Annotated in this window: 18 protein-coding genes; 6 read left to right on the top strand and 12 right to left on the bottom strand. The window is 49.6% G+C overall.

The window, feature by feature from the left end:
• Positions 1 to 4 precede the first annotated feature (4 nt).
• Entirely contained in the window at positions 5 to 313 is a 309-nt protein-coding gene (locus ACO0K8_RS10585) for a hypothetical protein (RefSeq protein ID WP_422946612.1), read from the top strand.
• Positions 314 to 1,344: 1,031 nt separating this feature from the next.
• Positions 1,345 to 2,535, top strand: a complete 1,191-nt coding sequence (locus ACO0K8_RS10580; RefSeq protein WP_422946610.1) for a M20 aminoacylase family protein — start codon at positions 1,345 to 1,347, stop codon at positions 2,533 to 2,535.
• A 145-nt stretch (positions 2,536 to 2,680) separates the two neighbouring features.
• Here ACO0K8_RS10580 and ACO0K8_RS10575 read toward each other — a convergent pair whose 3' ends face one another.
• From ACO0K8_RS10575 to ACO0K8_RS10555, 5 genes are all read right to left on the bottom strand, one after another.
• Entirely contained in the window at positions 2,681 to 4,351 is a 1,671-nt protein-coding gene (locus ACO0K8_RS10575; RefSeq protein WP_422946609.1) for a methyl-accepting chemotaxis protein, read from the bottom strand.
• A gap of 89 nt (positions 4,352 to 4,440) precedes the next feature.
• Positions 4,441 to 4,851: a hypothetical protein gene (locus tag ACO0K8_RS10570; protein WP_422946608.1), complete on the bottom strand. Its 411-nt coding sequence runs from the start codon at positions 4,849 to 4,851 to the stop codon at positions 4,441 to 4,443.
• A gap of 10 nt (positions 4,852 to 4,861) precedes the next feature.
• On the bottom strand, positions 4,862 to 6,124 hold the full coding sequence (locus ACO0K8_RS10565) for a hypothetical protein (protein WP_422946607.1): 1,263 nt from the start codon (positions 6,122 to 6,124) through the stop codon (positions 4,862 to 4,864).
• A 450-nt stretch (positions 6,125 to 6,574) separates the two neighbouring features.
• Entirely contained in the window at positions 6,575 to 8,101 is a 1,527-nt protein-coding gene (locus ACO0K8_RS10560; RefSeq protein WP_422946606.1) for a YifB family Mg chelatase-like AAA ATPase, read from the bottom strand.
• Between the two features lie 19 nt (positions 8,102 to 8,120).
• Positions 8,121 to 8,351 (bottom strand): accessory factor UbiK family protein, encoded by a 231-nt coding sequence (locus ACO0K8_RS10555; RefSeq protein WP_422946605.1) that lies wholly within the window; start codon positions 8,349 to 8,351, stop codon positions 8,121 to 8,123.
• Positions 8,352 to 8,696: 345 nt separating this feature from the next.
• On the opposite strand from ACO0K8_RS10555, the gene ACO0K8_RS10550 reads away from it, so the two are divergent.
• From ACO0K8_RS10550 to ACO0K8_RS10535, 4 genes are all read left to right on the top strand, one after another.
• On the top strand, positions 8,697 to 9,434 hold the full coding sequence (locus ACO0K8_RS10550) for a TorF family putative porin (protein ID WP_422946604.1): 738 nt from the start codon (positions 8,697 to 8,699) through the stop codon (positions 9,432 to 9,434).
• A 15-nt stretch (positions 9,435 to 9,449) separates the two neighbouring features.
• Positions 9,450 to 9,788, top strand: a complete 339-nt coding sequence (locus ACO0K8_RS10545) for a P-II family nitrogen regulator (protein WP_422946603.1) — start codon at positions 9,450 to 9,452, stop codon at positions 9,786 to 9,788.
• A gap of 19 nt (positions 9,789 to 9,807) precedes the next feature.
• A complete protein-coding gene (locus ACO0K8_RS10540; RefSeq protein WP_422946602.1) occupies positions 9,808 to 11,382 on the top strand; it encodes an ammonium transporter in 1,575 nt (524 codons plus the stop codon).
• 328 nt (positions 11,383 to 11,710) lie between these two features.
• Positions 11,711 to 12,214: a hypothetical protein gene (locus tag ACO0K8_RS10535; RefSeq protein WP_422946601.1), complete on the top strand. Its 504-nt coding sequence runs from the start codon at positions 11,711 to 11,713 to the stop codon at positions 12,212 to 12,214.
• A gap of 31 nt (positions 12,215 to 12,245) precedes the next feature.
• On the opposite strand, the gene ACO0K8_RS10530 is transcribed toward ACO0K8_RS10535, so the two are convergent.
• From ACO0K8_RS10530 to ACO0K8_RS10500, 7 genes are all read right to left on the bottom strand, one after another.
• Complete coding sequence (locus tag ACO0K8_RS10530; RefSeq protein WP_422946600.1) at positions 12,246 to 12,665, bottom strand: nuclear transport factor 2 family protein; 420 nt, start codon at positions 12,663 to 12,665, stop codon at positions 12,246 to 12,248.
• Positions 12,662 to 13,489, bottom strand: coding sequence for an SDR family NAD(P)-dependent oxidoreductase (locus tag ACO0K8_RS10525; RefSeq protein ID WP_422946599.1), 828 nt, complete (start codon positions 13,487 to 13,489; stop codon positions 12,662 to 12,664). The genes ACO0K8_RS10530 and ACO0K8_RS10525 overlap by 4 nt, the downstream gene beginning before the upstream one ends.
• Positions 13,486 to 14,025, bottom strand: coding sequence for a DUF3833 domain-containing protein (locus ACO0K8_RS10520; protein WP_422946598.1), 540 nt, complete (start codon positions 14,023 to 14,025; stop codon positions 13,486 to 13,488). The genes ACO0K8_RS10525 and ACO0K8_RS10520 overlap by 4 nt, the downstream gene beginning before the upstream one ends.
• A complete protein-coding gene (locus ACO0K8_RS10515; RefSeq protein ID WP_422946597.1) occupies positions 14,022 to 15,269 on the bottom strand; it encodes an MFS transporter in 1,248 nt (415 codons plus the stop codon). Before ACO0K8_RS10515 ends, ACO0K8_RS10520 begins: the two co-directional genes overlap by 4 nt.
• Complete coding sequence (locus ACO0K8_RS10510) at positions 15,266 to 15,835, bottom strand: chalcone isomerase family protein (RefSeq protein ID WP_422946596.1); 570 nt, start codon at positions 15,833 to 15,835, stop codon at positions 15,266 to 15,268. The genes ACO0K8_RS10515 and ACO0K8_RS10510 overlap by 4 nt, the downstream gene beginning before the upstream one ends.
• On the bottom strand, positions 15,801 to 16,946 hold the full coding sequence (locus ACO0K8_RS10505) for a class I SAM-dependent methyltransferase (RefSeq protein WP_422946638.1): 1,146 nt from the start codon (positions 16,944 to 16,946) through the stop codon (positions 15,801 to 15,803). Before ACO0K8_RS10505 ends, ACO0K8_RS10510 begins: the two co-directional genes overlap by 35 nt.
• Positions 16,947 to 17,035: 89 nt before the next feature.
• Positions 17,036 to 17,827 (bottom strand): DUF1365 domain-containing protein, encoded by a 792-nt coding sequence (locus tag ACO0K8_RS10500; protein WP_422946595.1) that lies wholly within the window; start codon positions 17,825 to 17,827, stop codon positions 17,036 to 17,038.
• Position 17,828: the final 1 nt, after the last annotated feature.

The following is a 17,828-nucleotide window of genomic DNA, read 5'->3' as shown; positions in this document are numbered from 1 at the left end:
ATCAATGGCGTACTATCTGGCTTCCTACCGCTATCCAGACCCGCTAAGAAAGCTCACTTTGATGGAAGAACAGCAATTACTCCAGTTGTTAGGCGGTATGCTGCCTAGCACGACCTATATTTTGGGATCGGTGTTATTTGGCATCATCGGTTTTGTCGCGTATCGCTACGGCAAAAAGACCGACCGTCCGCGCTGTAAATGGCTGGGCGTGGCTTTAATGTTTTATCCCTATTTGATAGGTAGCGATACCCGCTTGCTATATCTGGCAGGATCGGCCTTGTGCGCGGCCCTGTATATGTATCGAAATCAATAAACCGACCCCAATATTGCCCGGTGTGAGGCTTTGCAAGCTTAAAAGTTTGTACATCGGCGCGCCTTGTCTGGATTTCTTTTGACTCTTTTGTACCCATCGTTGCTACACGTATTATAGATACTCCCCATAAATGCTGGGTAAGTTAGGCCTGTTGCGCAGATGGTGATTGCGTAATGAAAATATACTGAGGGGTGTATATCGGAAAGCGCAATTTCGATGCACATTTCGAAAAATTTTGGACAAAAAAATGCCCGCGAGCCAGAGGCTGCGGGCTAAATCCAAACCTTAGGAGGTGTTGGAGGAGACAGGGTGTACTTTATAGTAGGGAGAGTTATTTGTCTGCTTTATTGTTTGAATATCCGACATTTGAAATGTGAATATCTTAGTCGATGATAAGGCCTGAAATGTCGCCAGGTCTGTCTATGCAATGAGGCCAGCACTAAACGCACAGCAAACCTGGTTGCTGTCACTACGACGATAGGTCAATTTTTCTTGGCTCGTCACCCGACGACGAATAGGCAGAAAATTTTGCCTTAAGAAATTTTTAGACAAAAAAAAGCCCGCATAGTGTGCGGGCTGAAATCCAAACCTTAGCGGTGTTGGAGGAGACAGGTGAACTATATCGCAGTGCGTCAAATATACAAATAGGTATTTCTATATATCAATCATGCAGTTTATGAATAGTACGTTTCGAGTTTCCGCGAATTTTTCAAAAAAGTCATGGGAGAAAAATTTTTCTCAAAAAATATGGGCAAAAAAAAGCCCGCATAATGTGCGAGCTGAAATCCAAACCTTAGGAGGTGTTGGAGGAGACAGGTGAACTATATCGCAGTGCAGCAAATAAATCTGCTTCATTTTTTGTATACCAGTCATCATGCATATTAATATCTCTATTGCAAGCGCGTGCAACACCCACTTTATAAGATTGAGCAGAGTGCTTAGGGCAGCTTCTACTCTGCTGTTAATGTGGCAAAAATACAGTAAACTTCTGACACGTAAGCCAAAAATTCAAAAGCACTTCGGAGACAGACATGCAATTGATTGATCCCATACTCGCTTTTCATACTGAGTTACAGCAAATCCGGCGTGATATTCACGCGCACCCTGAGCTCTGTTTTGAAGAACATCGAACCTCGGAACTGGTGGCTAACAAGTTGCAAGAGTGGGGCATCCCTGTCGTACGTGGGCTGGCCGGCACCGGCATTGTGGGCGTCATCAAAAACGGCAATAGTGCTAAGGCGATCGGGCTGCGTGCTGATATGGACGCTTTGCCCATGCAAGAAATAAACAGCTTCGCACATACCTCGCAACACGATGGCAAGATGCACGCCTGCGGCCACGATGGCCATACCGCAATGCTACTGGGCGCCGCGCATTATTTATCTCAACATAAAAACTTTGACGGCACGGTCTACGTGATTTTTCAGCCGGCTGAAGAAGGCGGTGGCGGTGCCAAACGCATGATCGATGAGGGCCTATTCGATCTCTGCCCTATGGATGCGGTGTATGGCATGCACAATTGGCCGGGCGCGGCGGTCGGTAGTTTTGGCGTCAGAGTCGGGCCTATGATGGCTTCTTCGAATGAGTTTGAGGTGGTGGTAAGCGGTAAGGGTTCGCATGCCGCGCAACCGCATAAAAGCGTCGACCCTATCATGGTGGCGGTGCAAATAGCGCAAAGCTGGCAAACCATCATCAGTCGCAATACCAGCCCCCTGGAATCGGCGGTGCTCTCGATTACCCAGATACACTCGGGCAGCGCTACCAATGTGATCCCCGATCAGGCGACGCTGATCGGTACCGTGCGTGGTTTTACCAATGAAGTCATCGATCTGTTAGAGCGGCGCATGCAGGCAATTGCCGAACACACGGCGGCCGCCTTCGATGCCAACGTGCAGTTTAGCTTTAAACGCAATTACCCGCCTTTAGTGAATCATGCCGACGAAACTGCCTTTGCGGCGCAAGTCATGCAAAGCATCGTTGGTATCGAGCACGTCGATGTGCAAGTTGAGCCTACCATGGGTGCCGAAGACTTTGCCTTTATGTTGCAGAATAAACCTGGATGTTATGTGTTTATTGGGAATGGCGAGGGTGAGCATCGCGACTTCGGGCATGGTTTAGGCCCCTGCAATCTACACAATCCTAGTTATGATTTTAATGATGATTTGCTGCCTATCGGTGCCACCTATTGGGTCAGGCTGGCGGAGGCATATTTGAGTCTTTAGGTGTGCAGCCGAACTGCGGTTGCGATTTTACCGAACTAGATACTTCCCCTAAGTATTTTTTAACATCGCGCAGTATGTATGCGCACGAGGCTGATATTTAAAAAATATTAGGGGAGTATAGTAAAACTTCCAGCTAAAACCTAGATTAAAACTCTTCCCAATCTTCGCTCACTGCACCTGCCGCTTTTTTGGCTGGCGCTGGTCGCGCCGCAATTTTTAAGGCTGCTGGTTTGTTGGCAGCCTTTCTCATTGGCGGAGTGCTAGCGGCTCTATGCACTGGCGCTTGCACTGCGCCACCTGTTGATGAAAGTTTGAAAACTTCCAAAGATTGGGTCAGGTGATCTGCTTGTTCTTCCAGTGATTCTGCCGCAGCGGCGGCCTGTTCGACGAGTGCCGAGTTTTGCTGCGTCATTTCGTCCATCTGACCAATCGCCATGCTGATTTCTTGTATGCCGGCGCTTTGTTCCTGACTAGCAGAAGAAATCTCGTTCATGATATCGCTAACGCGTTTCACTGAAGCGACGATCTCGTCCATGGTTTGCCCAGCTTGATCCACTAATTGCGATCCGGCATGCACCTTATCGACAGAGTCACCGATCAGGGTTTTGATCTCTTTAGCTGCGGCAGCGCTACGCTGCGCCAGGTTACGCACTTCGGAAGCTACTACCGCAAAGCCACGACCTTGTTCACCAGCGCGTGCCGCTTCTACCGCTGCATTCAAGGCCAGAATATTGGTTTGGAAAGCGATGCCATCGATGACACTAATAATGTCGACAATCTTCTTCGAGGATTGATTAATATCGGTCATCGTCGCCACTACCTGGTTCACCACTTCGCCGCCCTTAACTGCAACATTTGAAGCGGTTTCCACCAACTTGCTGGCTTGTCGTGCATTGTCGGCATTTTGTTTCACCGTATCGGTCAAACCTTCCATGGAGCTGGCGGTTTCTTCCAAACTACTGGCTTGCGACTCAGTACGAGAGGACAGATCAGAGTTGCCGGAAGCGATTTCACCACTGGCAACCTTGATGGTTTCCGCCGAAATTTTGATATCAGAGACCATATTTTTGAGTCTGTCTTGCATTTCTCTGAGAGCCGCCAACAGGCTTCTATCGTCTTTGTCGTCCATCTCTATTTGCATGCTCAGATCGCCAGCGGCGACGGCTGCAGCAATCTCTCTGGCGTATGCAGGCTCGCCACCCAATTGATGCCAGATGGTGCGCACCACAAAAAATGAGACTATGCCCAGAGACAAGGTAACGATTAAGGCTACCAGTATGGCAGTGTATAAAACATTGCGAACATTGTTGCCGCTGCTATCGACGCCTGCGGTAAATTGTTTTTGGGCCGCATCGACGGTCTTGGCCAAATCGGTTTCCAATACCTTGAGCGTGCTCTGCATCTGCGCGATAGCCGCTTGCGGATCGCCTTGCTCGGTGCCCATCATGATTTTTGCCACGCTTAAAGCGGGCGCGTAATAGGCATCAAATTCTTTGGCCAGACGCTCTGCTAAGGCTTTTTGTCCCGGAACTTCTCCGAGCTTACTAAATTTTTCGTGAACTTTTTTCGCGTTCTCGGCGATGGTATCAATGGCTTTTTTATCGCCTTCACCAACGGCTTGTTTGAGTGCGTCCACAAAACCCTGCACATCATTTTGCAAAGTTTTAGACTTATCGAGTACCGGATAATCGATACTTTCTGTGGTTTTGATCGAGGTAATCGCCGTCGTGGAAAAATACACGCTCACTGCCAGTCCTACGCCGAAAATGATCGTGGAAATTACAGGTAATGCCCATATTCTTCGTTTGATGCTCATTATTTGTCCCTATCAGGCTATTGTTATAGAAAAAAGCGGGAAGGGAGATTTCCCTCCCGCTCTGTGCTATGGGCTGCTTTGCGCGAATCTTACGGCAGCGTAGCGACTACTTTAACACTCGCGTCCACTGAGGATTTTTCGATATACCCAATCGCATTCATATCGGCCGCTATCGCTTTTTTTATCTCGGCGCTAGAAGCATACTCTTTCGGTAATGTACCTTTGCCGGTAAACACTAGTTTAGACCAGATTGCCTTCACTTGTGATGCTTCTTTGTCAGCGAGTTTTTTGTAAAATTCAGCACGGATTGCCGAACCTTCAGACTGGTCTATCGGCGTCATGGACGATGATTTTCCCAGGAAAAATTGAGATGCCTGCTCGGAAGTCATTTGTGGCGCGCCGTTTTTTGGGTTCACCACAATGACCACCTCAGCCATGACAGGAAGTGCGCTGGCTGCGAGGGTGATGGCCAATAAAATTGCTTGAGTTATTTTTTTCATCTCGGCCTCCTTAAAATACGAAATCGATAGCGACTGCATACACATTGACAGGACCTTTGAAGGTCGGCTTGGCATTTACAAAATTGCCTGGGCCTTCTTCTGGCGAGAACCTGTCAATTTGTATCTTAAGTGCTGCCGATTTATAGAAGTCCCAACGCAGACCGATGCTATTGCTAGTTTGGATTGGAGCTTGTGATGTCAAGGCATTTGCGCCGGCACTAAGTCCTAACAACTGCGCTTGCTGCAACGGTGGCAACGGTAAAGGACCAGTGGTAGGCAGGCTTGCAACAGTTCTAGGACTATCTTGTTTTACCGAAGCATGGTTAAAGTAAGGTAAAAATTTACCTATGCGATAACCAAACATGGTGTACCAGGAACTGGTATCTGCGACAGAAAGACTATCCGTGTCACGTTTGCCGTACTCAGCCTGGACGATGAAATTCTTCCAATCTACCCCTAGGCCTAGCGAGGTAAATGAGCCGTGGGTATCTTTTACTTCGATGTTATTGGCGGCGGCGTTCAAACCAAATGCGGCATCCAGTGCAGGATTCGCACCAAATTTACGTAGACCTCCTACGACGGCGTTGACGGAGGCCGAGTCTTCAATATTCAAGGTGGTATCGGTGCGGCCAAAACGTAGGGTGAACGGTCCATTTTCCGCGACTAAATGAATACTGGTCAATTTAGTAGCATCAACAGTATATTGAGATTTGCTTTTCACCGAAGTTTGCCCGATGGCCAATTGGGCAGTAATGGAGGTATCGCCAAACGACTTCTGGTAGACCACATCGAGGCCATCAACACTTTCTAATGGTACCTGACTGTACATCTCTACCGGCGGGCGCAACATGGTGTTGGCATAACCGACATTGCGGTAATCAGAAATCATATACACCGGCAGGCCTATGCGCCCAGCACGCACGCTCCACTGATCTGAGAATTTGGCCTTGGCAAAGGCCCAGGCGATTTCACCGACGAATTCATCGACTACTATTTTACGTACCAGACCTTGGCCGGTGACAGAAAACATGTCGTTAAATTTGGCGGTAGCCTGTATCCCGAAGTTAGAATCAGGACCAGCTTTAGGTTTTTTCTTGACGCCATTGAGTTGGTTCGGACGCACAAATTCAGCGTCATCGGTATCACTAAAAGTATACGCGGCAGTACCAAAACCGCTAATCGAAATCGTAGGCGCACTACTAATATCTTCAGCATAAACCGAAGATATTGCTAAAGGAAGGGCGAGCATCGCGAGTAAAGGTTGCACTTTCATAGTTTCTCCAAAAAAAGTTTTTGTATTGTAGCTCTCAGGAAACATGCAAAAACCGATTGCACACTTTTTAACAATTGGCTGCACACTCTAATAAGGGTTTTGCCCTCATCTTAAACAGAACACTTAAGTTTTATTAGCGTAGCTTAGAGATGCACAGTAACAGTGAGTAATCCAATGGAGGATGCACCGTGCATGGGATTAGTGTAGTCGCCTGACGTAGCGAATCAAGACAATTCCAAATAACAACAGATCTGCAACAACAAAATCAATTTAGGGTGTGGGGTATTTGGTAAATCGATGAAAATGGTGTGTTTTTGATTTATAGTAGTCGGTTACACGTTGAAATAATTTCGTGCATTTTGGGCGAAAATTTTACATTTCACTGATGTGTTCACATCTGCTTTACCAGCGCCAGCTGATTACTTAGCTTTAGTACCACTTACTTGGCTTCTACTGCCCCAATAAGGCGCGTCTATACTGGATCGCTTCTGCGACATGGCTCTGATTGATTTGTTCTATGCCTGCCAAATCGGCAATGCTGCGTGCCACTTTTAAAACTCGATGATAAGCACGTGCCGACCAATTTAGTTTTAGCATGGCATTACGCAATAATTGTTCGGCTGCGGCGTCGGGCTGGCAATAGCGGTCTAAGTCTTTGGTTGTGAGCAGGTTGTTGGCCTTACCTTGGCGCGCTAATTGACGTTCAAAGGCGAGTTCTACTCGGAGCTGTATGCTGTTGCTAGGTTCGCCATCGGCTTGTTTGAGTAGATCGGCATGCGGCAGTGCGCCGACATGGATTTGCATGTCGATACGGTCTAACAAAGGGCCAGAAATTCGATTTTGATAGCGCGCCACCATATCGGGTGTGCAGTGGCATTTACCATTGCTGTGGCCGAGATAACCGCATGGACAGGGATTCATGGCGGCAATCAGCTGGAATCTGGCCGGAAAATCGGCTTGTTTAGCGGCGCGTGAAATAGTGATGTGACCAGATTCTAAAGGCTCTCGCAATACTTCCAACACCTTGCGGTCGAACTCGGGTAATTCATCGAGAAATAATACGCCTCGGTGCGCCAGTGAAATTTCACCCGGACGTGGCGTGCCACCGCCACCGACTAAGGCAACCCCGGAAGCAGTATGGTGCGGCGCCCGGTAGGGTCTGAGCTTCCATTTATCGATAGAAAATCCACCGCTCAGTGATTGCACCGCCGCCGATTCCAGCGCTTCCTGATCCGTCATGCTCGGCAATATTCCAGGGAAACGCGCTGCCAACATGGATTTTCCTGTGCCCGGGGGGCCGACCAAAATCAAGCTATGACCGCCCGCGGCCGCCACCTCCAGGGCGCGCTTGGCTTGCGCTTGCCCCTTCACATCAGAAAAATCAGGATAACTTTGGCGTATCGCAACCTTACTTAGCTGTTGACGGCTCAGCCTAGTGTCTGGATCGCTAGCGGCGAAGTGAGCGCAAACTTGTAGCAGCGAGTCGGCTGGATAAATGACGGCATCCGCGACCAGCGCTGCCTCCGCAGCACTGGCTCTGGGTAAAATAAACGCGCGCGCTTGCTGACCAGTATTTTCTGCACCTTTGCAGATCGCAAAAGTCATTGCCAGTGCACCGCGTACGGGACGTAATTCGCCTGATAAAGATAACTCGCCGGCGAATTCGTATTGATCTAAACAGTCAGCGGGGATTTGCCCGGATGCAGCCAGTATCCCTAGCGCGATCGGTAAATCAAAGCGTCCCGATTCTTTCGGTAAGTCGGCTGGCGCCAGATTAACTGTGATGCGCTGAGCCGGAAAATCGAAGCGGGCATTTTGCAAAGCCGCCCGCACCCGGTCTTTTGATTCCTTGACTTCGGTTTCGGGTAAGCCAACGATGGTAAAACTGGGTAAGCCATTGGCCAAATGGACTTCCACCGTGACTTCAGGCGCGTCCATGCCGCTCAGGGCGCGGCTCTTGAGTACGGCGAGTGCCATGGCCTGGCGCGTTGCTAGTTTATTTGGTTTCTAGTTGCGCCACGCGCGCTTCCAGCTCTTCTAGCTTGGCACGGGTCTTGGCCAATACCTGTGCTTGTATATCAAATTCTTCGCGCGTGACTAAATCGAGCTTGGCAAAGCCTTGGCTCATCATGGCTTTGACATTTTTTTCTATGTCTTTTGCCGGAGAGTTTTCCAAAGCTTGATTGATTTTAGCTTGCATATCAGAAAAGAAATTTTGCTTATCCATAGTATTCCTAATAAAGTGGTTCTTGTACGCTTTTCGCACAATTTTGGTGCGGACTATTTGCAGCATGTCATTTGCTCCGCCTTAACTTGGTGCGGACACGAATGCGCGTCGATGTGTTAAATGATATTTTACTATTATCTTGCGAAAGTTTTATGACTATCATAGCGCATAGCGTTCCAAGCATAGCGTCTTTTATCCACATTGTGGCACTCGCTACACTATGAAACGTGAAAACGTCTTTCCCTATTTTTTGCGTCATCTTAATACTTGGCACGACTTCTGCTTATACAAAATCAAAAGCAAGAAAATCTTTCAATTTGTTAAACAACCAAAAGAGGGAACGCAATGAAAAAACTACTACTCTGTGTCGCAGTTGCAGCAACTTTCACTGGCAGTCTGGCGTATGCAGAAGATGCTAAGCCAGACAATGAACTCAGTTTCAATATTGGCGCCGTCAGTGATTACCGCTATCGCGGTATCTCACAATCCCGTTTGGACCCAGCCTTGCAAGGTGGTGCCGATTACACGCATAACCCTAGCGGTTTTTATGCAGGGACCTGGTTGTCTAGCATTAAATGGATCAAAGATGCCGGCGGTAGTGGGAATCTTGAATGGGATGTGTACGGCGGTAAAAAAGGTGAAATCGTCCCTGGTGTTTCTTACGATGTCGGTGTGCTCTCGTATATTTACCCATCGAATGGTTTAGCGGTTGATGCCAATACCACCGAGATCTACGGCCAAATTGGTTACGGACCTGGGTATATCAAATATTCTCAAGCGGTGACGAATCTGTTTGGCTTTGATAACAGCAAAAATAGTGGCTACCTCGATCTGGGCGCGAATTTTGAAGTCGCTCCTGGTTATACCCTGGGCTTGCATTATGGTCACCAATCTGTGAATAACAATGGTGCGGTAGCCTATGACGACTGGAAAGTCGGCGTGAATAAAGAATTTTTCGGCGTGAATTTTGGCTTGGCCGTCATCGGTACCAACGCCAACGAAAAATTGTATGTCACTCCAGCTCCAGACAGTAAATTCACAGGCAAAACCGCCGTTGTTTTGTCTGCAGTTAAAACATTCTAAATAGTCGAGCTCACCATGAAACTAATTACTGCAATCATCAAACCCTTTAAGCTCGATGAAGTGCGTGAAGCACTTTCGGCGATCGGCGTACAGGGCATCACCGTTACCGAAGTAAAAGGTTTCGGCCGTCAAAAAGGACATACCGAGTTGTATCGTGGTGCCGAATACGTCGTCGATTTTTTGCCTAAAACAAAAATCGAAGCAGCGGTCGACGATACCATCGTAGACAGAGCGATAGAGGCGATAGAAACAGCTGCCCGCACAGGCAAAATTGGTGACGGTAAAATTTTCGTCTACTCACTAGAACAAGTAGTGCGTATCCGTACCGGCGAAACCGGCAACGACGCGCTCTAATCGGCCACAGGGGACATTCATGAAAAAACTATTTGCACACCTACTTGCTGCCAGCACTTTGATGCTGTCTGCTAGTGTATTTTCTTCCGCAATGGCGGCCGATGAGGCCGCTGCCGCTTCGGCAGCAGTCACCAGCGCAGTAACATCTGCAGTCACGGCACCAGCCTCAGCTACGGCAGAAGCCGCACCCGCTGCAGCGCCAGTCGCAGCACCTGCAGCCACAGTTGAAGCCAGCGCAGCATCGGTAACGGCGACTCCGGCAGCAGTGCCAAATAAAGGCGATACGGCCTGGATGATGGTTTCGACCTTGTTGGTCATCTTAATGACGATACCGGGTCTGGCTTTGTTCTACGGTGGACTGGTACGCTCCAAAAACATGCTGTCTATCCTGATGCAAGTGTTCATGATTTTTGCTGTGATCATTGTATTGTGGTGTGTATATGGTTATTCCCTGGCCTTCACCGAAGGTGGTAAATTCATAGGCTCGTTTGACCGTCTATTTTTAAACGGTATCTGGGATCCGGCCAAAGCCAGTTTCTCTACCGCTGCCACTTTCAGCAAAGGTGTGGTGATTCCTGAGTTTGTCTACGTCGCCTTCCAGGCAACGTTTGCAGCGATTACTTGCGGTCTGATCATTGGTGCTTTTGCCGAACGCGCAAAGTTCACAGCAGTCTTGTTGTTTGTGGTCTTGTGGTTCACTTTCAGTTATTTACCAATTGCCCATATGGTCTGGTTCTGGACTGGTCCGGATGCGATCAAAGATGCCGCAACGCTGGCTACTGAAACAGCCAAAGCAGGCTTCTTGTTCCAAAAAGGTGCTCTCGATTTCGCCGGCGGTACGGTGGTTCATATCAATGCGGCGGTAGCAGGTTTGGTTGGTGCTTTCCTGATCGGCAAACGTGTTGGCTACGGTAAAGAAGCGATGGCACCTCACTCCTTGACGATGACCATGATAGGCGCGTCCCTGTTGTGGGTGGGCTGGTTCGGTTTCAATGCTGGTTCGGCGCTCGAAGCAGGTGATATCGCAGGTTTGGCTTTCATCAATACTTTGTTGGCTACTGCCGCTGCCACTGTTTCCTGGGTGTTTGGCGAGTGGATGTCGAAAGGTAAGCCATCCATGTTAGGTGGTGCTTCCGGTGCGGTTGCTGGCCTGGTAGCGATCACTCCAGCCTGCGGTTTTGTTGGCCCTATGGGCGCCTTGGTAATCGGTTTGCTGGCTGGTATCGTATGCCTGTGGGGTGTGAATGGTTTGAAGCGCTTACTCGGCGCCGATGATTCTCTGGATGTGTTCGGTGTGCATGGCGTCGGTGGTATTTTAGGTGCCTTGTTGACTGGCGTATTTGCGTCGCCAAAATTGGGTGGTCAAGGGATCATGGATTACGTGACCAACAAAATGTCGGCTGATCCTTACTCCATCATCGATCAAGTTACGGTACAAGCAACAGCAATCGGTACTACCATCTTGTGGTCGGCGGTGGTCTCTATCGTTGCCTTCAAACTGGTTGATCTGGTGGTTGGTCTGCGCGTTCCCGAAGATGAAGAGCGTGAAGGTCTGGACATCACTAGCCACGGCGAATCTGCTTATCATTCTTAAAAAAACGTAAGCGAAAATTTTTACCATAGCTGGTATCCGCTAGCCCTGCTCAGAGCGCAGGGCTAGCTTTTATAAGCACCTCTTGTAGGTGCTTTTTTTTATGCGCGCAAGCATCAATTCTCCAGTGCCTGCCCCAGCGCGCATATTCCATGCGGGTTTGCAGCCATGCCGGCCTGTGTGGCGCATGGAATATGCGCGCTGGCAAGGGTGCTTTTTTAAAATGGAAGAATAGCCAATTCTGTCGGCTATCTGGTTTATGTGGCGCATGCTGTATGCTGTGCACCTGCAACGAATCCAGACTTATTCAGCCATCTAGACAAGAATTTCTATGAACGACAACAGCACTAGTAAGCCAAACGCCATCCCCGACAGCCTGGCCGAGATGTTACCGGTCGGTATGCTGGCCAATGGCGGCTTGGCCGCCGACGCCATGGCTGCCATCGCGCAACGCCGCCATGCAGTCGCCGGGTGGGAGGCGTTTCATTATGAGCGTATTTCTGAGAGCGAATTTGAGATCACCGGCGGCATGTTGGTGATGGCGGGGAATAGCAAAAAATGGCCGGGCCCGCACGATTGCGTCCGTGTCACTGAGGCCGAAATTTTACAAGAAATGCGGGCGATGGCTGGCCCCATTGCGGCCAGCCTCACGCCGCCGCCAGCGGCCATACTTACGCCATCCGCAGTTCAGAATTCCGGACAGTATTTGCAAGTTCAGTTGGCCCTGCCGGAAGATGAGGCCGGACGTCAGCGCATTCTGAAAGCCTTCCATTTGCAGGCCGATTTTTTTGGTGCCAAAGTGCTGGCTTGCTCTTTGCACGATAGCCTTAGCTAGGCTAGGTTTTCGTTTAAAGCCATGTCTCCAATTATTTAGTTGCGCTAAATTTTTTGCGCAACCAACGTACCGGGGCACCGATCAGTGGGAGTTTTTGCCACAATTCTTCCGCCGGATCCCAGTAATCGCGGTGCTCGATAATCTGCCCCAGTTGGTTCAAGCGCAGATGGGTGCCACCATTCACGGTGTAGGTTTTTCCGTTTAATCCAAACAGAAACTGCCAGCTCAAAAAAGCTTGCTGACCTTGCTCAAATGCGTCAACCACGACAAATCTGGGGTTTTCGGTAGTGGCAAACATGTGCAGAAAAATCTGCTGTATCGCCGCCACGCCGGTGACCTCGTTAAACGGATCTTTGAATGTGGCAAGCGCCGCGTATAGCGCGTGAATCTCGGGTAGGTTTGCTGGGCTGAGCGTGGAATACCACGCTATGATTTTTTCTAAAGGGCTCATGCCTGTCCTGGTTGATTAAATACGCGATCGAATAATGCAAAACGCCAGCGGTAGGGCAGTATTTGCAAAAATTTAAGGAGACGGGTAAAGCGACGCGGAAAGTGAATTTCAAACTGACCCTGTTGCATGCCTTTGATGATGGCAATGGCAGCTTGTTCCGGGCTCTGTAGTGCTGGCATAAAAAACGTGTTTTTTGCGGTTAATTCGGTTTTGACGAAGCCAGGATTGACCAGATAAACATTGATATTTTTAGGATGCAGATCAAGATACAGTAACTCAGACAAATTAATCAAGGCCGCTTTGCTCGGGCCATACACACTGGCATTGGGAAGACCCACATACCCTGCCACACTGGCGATGATGGCGATGCCGCCGCTACCTTGCTGCATCATGTCAGGCAAGATGTTGGCTAAGCCTTGATACACGCTTTGCAGATTGATTTGTAAGGTGTCGGCGGCATCGCTGCCACGCACATCCCAACTACGTTCCGGTTGATATTTGGCGGCGCAGAACATGATCAGATCTAGTCCGCCCAAGCGGTTCTGAATTTGTTGGTGTGAGCTAGCCCAGGCCTGTTCATCCTGCACGTCAAACGGCAGTATCAAGGCATTGGTGTGGGGGGCGGCGATACGCTCAAGTTGCGGTGCGCGCCTGGCAGATAATACGACTTGGGCACCCAGATGCAGGAAGGCGGCGGCCAAGGCCGCACCGATACCGCTAGAGGCGCCGATCAGCCAGATACGTTTTCCTTGCCATTCATTGATACGAGTGTTCAATGGTGTTAGCAGGGTGGGGCACCAGCTGCTGTCGTCGATTTTGCTCATCCTTGTCTCCTGCGGAAAAATAAAGTGACTTGTCCGAGTTCGACGCCAAATTTGCGCATGCTGGTGCGATTGATTAAGGTATCTTGATCCATCAAATACATCCAATCGTCCATCTGCATTTCATAGATGCTACCCGATACCGGAAGCAATAATGTGTATTGCCAATGCAGCGCATTGCCTGCAATCTGGCCGAGCGCGATACCCTTGACGTCATCCGCACGGCCTTGCCAAGTGCCGTCAGTCTGTTTGCTCAGGCGCCAGATTCTTTGTTGGCTGCTGCCATCGTCGTACTCAAATTTTTCATCAAGCACCAACTGCTCATTGATTTTTTTGCCCTCTATCGTGACTTTAAAACGTTTTACCACGCTGCCGTCTCGTTGTTGAAACATGCCCCAGGCATCGCTGGTGCCAATAAAGTATTTTTCCAGATCGAAATTTGGTTTCTGGTCTTTGTAGTGATTCACGTCATTCATGGCGCATGAGCTGAGCAGAACGCTGATAAAGAGGATGTAGCAAGTGCGGAAAAATGTTTTCATGATGGATACCGGTGGAGTAAGCGGAGCGCGATCAGTTTTAAGACGCAAGGTACAGCGGCGTACAGCAAAACCAGACTGGCACTATGGCTAGCCTGGCCGGGTTGATATTGAAGGAGAGCCAATAGCGGCAGGCCTAAGCCAGAGATGGCCAGCGCTAGTTTTCCCAGCAGTGTCCAGAAGCCGTAATAACTGGCAGCGGGCTGTTCGGCTGGAATGATTTCAGCCAGTAATACTGGCGGCAATGCCAGATCCGCGCCTAATGCCAGGCCAGCCGCCGCACAAATCAGGAAATAAGCGCCAACGTCGCCACTGGAGAGAAAACTGCAACCGACGAAACTTAGTATGGCCAGCAGCATGCCGAGTTTCCATGCCGCGACGCAGCCGTAGCGCTTGGCAAGCTTGATCCACAAAGGTAGGCCGATTGCTCCGGTGATGAAATACAGCGCCAGAAAATAGCCGCTCAATTGGGGGGCTTGAATTCTGTCGTTGATGAAAAACAGCGCCAGCGTGGCGGGAATAGAAACCGACAGTGAATTGATGAAATAGATGGGCAACAGACGCCGAAACAGCGGGTTACTCAATACCACGCGCAAGTTGGGACTAGTGCTGCTTGCTTGCGCTCTCCATTTGGGGGCATACAGCAATAGACTGGCAAGTGAGAGCGCCAACAAAACTGCAAAGCCAATTGCGTAATTGTTCAGAGCTAGGTTCACTTGACTGGTTTTTTGTTGCAGGATGAAACTCGGTATCAGGCTGGCGAGTATCAGACCGGTCAGACTCAGGCCTTCGCGCCAGGCCGCAGCGCCTAGTAAGCTGGTTTGGCCGGTGTCAGAATGGCCGCTCTGACTGAGTCTGGCACCCCACGAAAGATAGGCAATATTGAGCAAACTGTGGGCGCTGTAGGCGAGCACCAGCATGAGGCCGAGCCACATCAGCAAGCCACTGCCGACGGCAAAAACCGGAGGTAACCACAGGCCAAAAAACGCGGCTGCCAATAAGGCCGCAGCAGCGACTAGCCAGAGCGCAATGTGGTGCTGATGGCGGTCTATCATGCGTCCCAGTAATGGGTCTTGTACTGTGTCTAACAAGCGGGCAAAAAACAAGACCAGACCGGTACTCGCCAGTGGCAAGCCCAATTGTGTGGTGTAGTAGGCCGGAATTTGCACATATACCGGTAAGGCCGACATCGCCAATGGCATTCCTAACAAGCCGTAGGCCAGCGCCATCAGTGTCGGTGATTTCATGGCTGGGCCCCAATTAACTGCTGGCGTAAATTGCTGTCTTTGCTACGCGGGTCAAACCAGATGGCAAAAAAAGCATCGGCAAATTGAGGATCATTAATCTCGGCCAGTAATTTGTCACGACTATAAAATTTGCAACCGATCTTGGGCAGGTTGACACCGATCAATTGCTCGCCATGTTTGACATCGGTGAACGCCGTTTCCATATACTTGCGCCAGCGTTGCAGTAGTTCAGGGCTGACACTGCTCCCTTGCAGACGCTTGATTTCATCAATGCTAGTATCGACGAAGCGCTCACGGCTGATCGCGCGCTGGTAAGTTAGCTCCAACGCGAAAGGGGATTTAGCATCAAAGTTGCTGGCCGCTGACCACAGTTTTGCATTGTAGATGTGCAGGCCGAACCAGCGTAAATCTCCGCTACCTAAGAGCTTAGCTTGCGGCAGATCCTGACGCCACTCGACTGCAAAAGCCTGACTACTGATGGTACTTATCAGCAAGATGCTGAGCATCAGTAGACGAGCACTGATGTTGAGCTTAAGCATTTTTTTCCAATAGAAATTGGTAGACATCAGTGCTGCCTTCGTCGAAACCGGCTTCGCAATAGGCAAAATACATGTACCAGATCCGTTGAAACGCCGGGCCGAAGCCTTGTGCTTCGATGTTGGCGAGCTGTTCGTTAAAAACGTGGTTCCAGCGCCGCAAAGTCTCGGCGTAATCGCGGCCAAATGCATATTCATGCCTCACTTGCAGCCCCTGCTTTTGTGCTTGCTGGCAGAAACGTTCAGGGCTAGGCAGCATGCCACCGGGGAAGATATATTGCTGAATGAAATCGGTACCGCTGCGGTAGCGCTCAAAACGTGATTCTTGTATCGTGATGCTTTGGATTAAAGCTTTGCCGCCCATCTTCAAACGTTGATGTACAGTAGAAAAATAACCCGCCCAATATTTTTCACCGACTGCTTCAAACATTTCTATGGAGACGATGGCATCGTAACTGCCATGCAGGTCGCGGTAATCACATAATTCCAAACGCACTAAGTCTTGCAGTTTTGCCTGTTCGATGCGCTGTTGCGCGATTGCTAGCTGCGAAGGAGAAATTGTTACCCCGTGCACAGCGATGCCCAACTTGGCTGCGTGCTCGGCAAAACCGCCCCAACCGCAGCCTATTTCTAAGACCTGGTCACCCGCCTTGAGTTGCAGCACGTCGATAATGCGCTGATATTTTTGATGCTGGGCTTGTTGTAAGCTGATCTGATAATCGCCGTTGAAAATTGCGCTAGAATAAGTCCAGCTAGGATCTAACCATAGACGGTAAAAATCATTGCCAAGGTCATAATGGGCGTGGATGTTGCGGCTACTGCCACTGCGGGTATTCGGACGTAGCCAGTGCTTAATGCGGTACCAAAGTGTGCTCAGTTTGCCGCCGAACAGCGCCGGTTCTAAGCTGTTTTCGTTGCGAATTGCCAAACGCAGTAAGACCACCAAATCGGGGCTAGCTAGCCAACCGGCTTCGTAACTTTCCGCAAAGCCTATATCACCGGCGCGCAGTATGCGCTGGCAAGCTCGCCAATCATAAATCCGCAACACCGCACTTGGCGCTTGATGAAAGTCGCCGAATAGCAGCTGCTTTTCATCGGGCGTGATAAGGCACAGATGTCCTTGCTTCAGATTACTCAGCATTTTTAGAAAAATTCGCGCCGAGGCAGGTATTTTTTGTGCGCTTTTGATCGCATTCAGTACTGTCAGTTGCGGTTGGGGGCTTGAGTTGTTCACTTGATTTTTTCCTTTGGTTCCGTATGGCTGACAGTCATGTTCGATGCAGGTGCTGCTGGTTGATGGAAAAACGGCACCCGTTTTCGCCAAAGCAATAAGGCTTGCCAGTGGATACGCCAGACCACTCCCAAGCTGAGTAAGGGCTGGCGCAGCAGGGCCAGGAATAAATTGGTGGGGCTTAGCGCCTGCTTGCGCGCGCTAATTGCGGTATTGATCAGTACCCCTTCGGTATTGTCATAATCAATATTGACCTGGCATTTTTCCGCGCTGTCAGCGAAGCTAAAGCGATAGCTGCCCTTGACTTCACAAAAAGGCGATACATGCATCATTTTTGTGCTGAAAAGCGTGCTGTCCTGATTAATCGCATTTCCACTTTCGTTGCGCAAAATGTACAGATGGTGCTCACCGAAAGTGTTGTTCACCTCCGCCAGTACCGCGACCAATTCGCCTTGACGATTGTGGCAATACCAGAGATTGATGGGATTAAACGCGTAGCCAAAGATGCGTGGAAAAGTCTGTAGAAATACATGTCCATCGAGCTCAACGTCCTGGCTACGGAGCAAATCTTGTACCCATAACAAAAGATTGGAGCCGTCACGGGGCCCGTAATCTTTAAAAAACAGTGAGAGCGGACGCCAGCGATTGATCCCGAAAATGACACTGTTGAGTAAGTGCGTGTGTGCCAGATTGATGCGTACAAAAAATACCGGGTAGGTAAATCGGTGCAACACCGGACGTAAACGTTGGTGCATCACCTGTGCGACGAGGAGGTTAGATTGGGAGTGCATA

Source organism: Undibacterium sp. Ren11W (genome assembly GCF_049340485.1).
Taxonomy (GTDB): Bacteria; Pseudomonadota; Gammaproteobacteria; order Burkholderiales; family Burkholderiaceae_D; genus Undibacterium.
This window is presented reverse-complemented; position numbering and strand designations above follow the sequence as displayed.

What these genes read in the sequence shown, in the direction of transcription:
- ACO0K8_RS10585 (WP_422946612.1), top strand. Translation starts at nt 5, where the DNA reads ATGGCGTACTATCTGGCTTCCTACCGCTATCCAGACCCGCTAAGAAAG.
- ACO0K8_RS10580 (WP_422946610.1), top strand. Translation starts at nt 1,345, where the DNA reads ATGCAATTGATTGATCCCATACTCGCTTTTCATACTGAGTTACAGCAA.
- ACO0K8_RS10575 (WP_422946609.1), bottom strand. Translation starts at nt 4,351, where the DNA reads ATGAGCATCAAACGAAGAATATGGGCATTACCTGTAATTTCCACGATC.
- ACO0K8_RS10570 (WP_422946608.1), bottom strand. Translation starts at nt 4,851, where the DNA reads ATGAAAAAAATAACTCAAGCAATTTTATTGGCCATCACCCTCGCAGCC.
- ACO0K8_RS10565 (WP_422946607.1), bottom strand. Translation starts at nt 6,124, where the DNA reads ATGAAAGTGCAACCTTTACTCGCGATGCTCGCCCTTCCTTTAGCAATA.
- ACO0K8_RS10560 (WP_422946606.1), bottom strand. Translation starts at nt 8,101, where the DNA reads ATGGCACTCGCCGTACTCAAGAGCCGCGCCCTGAGCGGCATGGACGCG.
- ACO0K8_RS10555 (WP_422946605.1), bottom strand. Translation starts at nt 8,351, where the DNA reads ATGGATAAGCAAAATTTCTTTTCTGATATGCAAGCTAAAATCAATCAA.
- ACO0K8_RS10550 (WP_422946604.1), top strand. Translation starts at nt 8,697, where the DNA reads ATGAAAAAACTACTACTCTGTGTCGCAGTTGCAGCAACTTTCACTGGC.
- ACO0K8_RS10545 (WP_422946603.1), top strand. Translation starts at nt 9,450, where the DNA reads ATGAAACTAATTACTGCAATCATCAAACCCTTTAAGCTCGATGAAGTG.
- ACO0K8_RS10540 (WP_422946602.1), top strand. Translation starts at nt 9,808, where the DNA reads ATGAAAAAACTATTTGCACACCTACTTGCTGCCAGCACTTTGATGCTG.
- ACO0K8_RS10535 (WP_422946601.1), top strand. Translation starts at nt 11,711, where the DNA reads ATGAACGACAACAGCACTAGTAAGCCAAACGCCATCCCCGACAGCCTG.
- ACO0K8_RS10530 (WP_422946600.1), bottom strand. Translation starts at nt 12,665, where the DNA reads ATGAGCCCTTTAGAAAAAATCATAGCGTGGTATTCCACGCTCAGCCCA.
- ACO0K8_RS10525 (WP_422946599.1), bottom strand. Translation starts at nt 13,489, where the DNA reads ATGAGCAAAATCGACGACAGCAGCTGGTGCCCCACCCTGCTAACACCA.
- ACO0K8_RS10520 (WP_422946598.1), bottom strand. Translation starts at nt 14,025, where the DNA reads ATGAAAACATTTTTCCGCACTTGCTACATCCTCTTTATCAGCGTTCTG.
- ACO0K8_RS10515 (WP_422946597.1), bottom strand. Translation starts at nt 15,269, where the DNA reads ATGAAATCACCGACACTGATGGCGCTGGCCTACGGCTTGTTAGGAATG.
- ACO0K8_RS10510 (WP_422946596.1), bottom strand. Translation starts at nt 15,835, where the DNA reads ATGTCTACCAATTTCTATTGGAAAAAAATGCTTAAGCTCAACATCAGT.
- ACO0K8_RS10505 (WP_422946638.1), bottom strand. Translation starts at nt 16,946, where the DNA reads ATGCTGAGTAATCTGAAGCAAGGACATCTGTGCCTTATCACGCCCGAT.
- ACO0K8_RS10500 (WP_422946595.1), bottom strand. Translation starts at nt 17,827, where the DNA reads ATGCACTCCCAATCTAACCTCCTCGTCGCACAGGTGATGCACCAACGT.